We start from the raw sequence: 2,549 nt of genomic DNA, 5'->3' as shown, positions 1-2,549 counted from the left end.
GGATATTCGCGCGGCAAAGACATTGGTCAGGATGAACTCTCGGCCTACAAGGCCACAAGCGAGGCGAAGATACCCGAAATCACTTCGGGTTTGCTTGCCGTGAACAAGGAGCTTCGCGAAAGCCTGAAAGTGTTCGAACGAAATAAGACACTAGCCCGTCTTATTCAGCGCATGGCAGGGGTTCGCTGGCGGGTGTAGCGTAAGCGTCTGAATTCAAGCAGAGATTTGGATGTCGAAGCCAGTTTCTACCGAATCGGACGCTGCCACACCCGCCATGCCCGAAGATAACCTGCTGCCATTCAGTTTCCCGGCGGTTGAACGCAAGAAAGTCACCGCCGCGTTTGACGGCGGACGCATCACCTCTGATGGCGGCGTGATTTTGCTCGCCGGGGTGGAGAAGTCGATTGGCATCGCCAACAGACTTGCGTCTCTGATCACCGATTCACGCAATCCGCTGCTGGTGGCGCACAGCGTGGCTGACATCTTGCGCGCACGCATGCTTGCCATCGCCTGTGGCTACGAGGACGCCGACGACCTCGACCATCTGCGCACTGATCCAGGTTTCAAGCTGGCCTGCGGACGCCTGCCGGACAGCGGTGCCGAATTGTGCTCGCAGCCGACCGTGTCGCGCTGGGAGAACGCGCCCACCCTGCGTGAGGTGGTGCGCATGACCTACGCCATGGTGGATACCTACTGCGCCAGCTACCCGGCACCGCCGCGCGCCGTCACGCTGGACGTCGACGATACCGTTGATGTCGTGCATGGATATCAGCAACTGGCACTGTTCAACGGCCATTACGGCGAACGCTGCTTCCTGCCCATCCATGTCTACGACACCGCGACGTCGCGTCCGGTAGCGATGCTGCTGCGCGCCGGTGCGACACCTTCGGGCGAGGAAATTCGCTGCCATCTGCGCAGGCTGGTGCGCCGCATCCGCCGTCATTGGCCGCACACCAAGCTGACCATTCGCGGTGATGGCCATTACGGCCGTCCCGAGGTGATGGCCTGGTGCGAGGCCAACGGCATCGACTACATCCTCGGTCTGCCCGGCAATGCCGTGCTGGATCGTCTGGTGGAACCCACCGCCGACGACGTGCGGGTGCGCCGTGCCGAGGCGCCGGTAGTCCGCCGTTATGCCGAGACGCACTATGGCGCCAAATCGTGGCGCTGCCAGCGGCGGGTGGCAGCGCGCATCGAGGCGACCCCAAAAGGTCTCGATATTCGCTACGTCGTTACCAACATCACGCGCGGTAACGCCGAATGGCTGTATGACACACTGTATTGTGCCCGTGGCCAGGCGGAGAACCTGATCAAGCTGCACAAGGGCCAGCTTGCGTCCGACCGCACCAGTTGTCGCTCACCATTGGCCAACCAGGTGCGTCTTGTGCTGCACACGGGTGCCTACTGGCTGCTGCTCAAGCTGCGCGACGCCATTCCCGCGCCCCAGCCGCTGGCCCGTGCCGAATTCACCACCTTGCGGCTGCGGCTGATCAAGATCGGTGCGCGGATCGCCGAAACAGCAACCCGTGTGCGGATCGCCTTCGCCGCAGCGCACCCCGAGGCCCAACTGTTCGCCAGCCTCGCCCGCTGCCTCCAACCAGCCGGGCCGTGATAGTCGGGGCAAAGTGCCCCAACGAACCCGATCCCGCCAACCACCAGCGCCACCAGATATCTTCCGAATTCGTGATGAAATGTCACGTAGTGAAGCTGTGCTCAGTGATCAGAACGCCGTTCCTGCTTCAGCCCGCTGAATAAGACGGGCTAGACACACATGCACGAGAATATCAGTCGTGCTCGCAGTTGTTCTATGGTTGCCTCATAGGCATGTATCTGCGCATCACCGAGCGGCGTAACCGCGACGGCTCCTCCGTCGCCGACTATGCCCTCGCCGAGAATGTCTGGAACGCCCAGACCAAGCGCTCCGAAGCGCAGGTCATCCACAACTTCGGCCGTGCCGATCAGCTCGACAAAGCCGCTTTGCAGCGCTTGGTCGCTTCCATCCAGCGCGTCATCGGCGCCGATGCCGTCGGTGCCATCGCCACAAGCCGCAAGGCCAGCCTCCCCGACATCGAGATCGACGCCGTCTACGAGCTTGGCGTCGTGCTCGCCGCCCGCACCTTGTGGGAGGACCTTGGCATCGGCCAAGCGATCCGCAGCTGCATCGCCGAAGGCGAGCTGACCGCGCCGCACGAGATGGCGCTGTTCGCCATGGCGGCGCAGCGCCTTGACGATCCGGGCTCGAAACTGGGCTGTGCAACGCGCTGGCTGCCTGTGATCGCTTGGCTGCCGGAGGCCCAGGATCTCACTCTCCATCAGTTCTACCGCGCGCTCGACTTCCTCGCCGTCTGGTCTGACCAAATCGAGCGTGCAGTGTTCCTGCGTGCCGTCGATCTGTTCCGCCTCGATGTTGACCTGATCTTCTACGATACCACCACCGCCTACTTCGAAACCGATGCGACCGACGAGCAGGAGCAGCTTTGGGGTGGCAAGCTGTATGCCCCGTTGCGCCGGCGCGGCCACAACAAGGAGGGCCGTGACAACCAGCCGCA

Annotated in this window: 3 protein-coding genes; all 3 read left to right on the top strand. The window is 62.7% G+C overall.

Annotated elements, in window-relative coordinates; translation table 11 throughout:
* Positions 1 to 198 (top strand): hypothetical protein (locus tag VGP39_RS23870; RefSeq protein WP_327570561.1); only part of this gene is annotated, 198 nt, incomplete at its 5' end.
* A 76-nt stretch (positions 199 to 274) separates the two neighbouring features.
* On the top strand, positions 275 to 1,612 hold the full coding sequence (locus VGP39_RS23865; protein WP_327570562.1) for an IS1380 family transposase: 1,338 nt from the start codon (positions 275 to 277) through the stop codon (positions 1,610 to 1,612).
* Between the two features lie 212 nt (positions 1,613 to 1,824).
* The coding region (locus VGP39_RS23860; protein WP_422652987.1) for an IS1634 family transposase at positions 1,825 to 2,549 on the top strand (725 nt) is incomplete at its 3' end.

It is taken from the genome of Bradyrhizobium sp. (genome assembly GCF_036009065.1).
Taxonomy (GTDB): domain Bacteria; phylum Pseudomonadota; class Alphaproteobacteria; order Rhizobiales; family Xanthobacteraceae; genus Bradyrhizobium.
The sequence above is the reverse complement of the archived record's forward strand: the minus strand, read 5'-3'. Positions and strand labels throughout refer to the sequence as shown.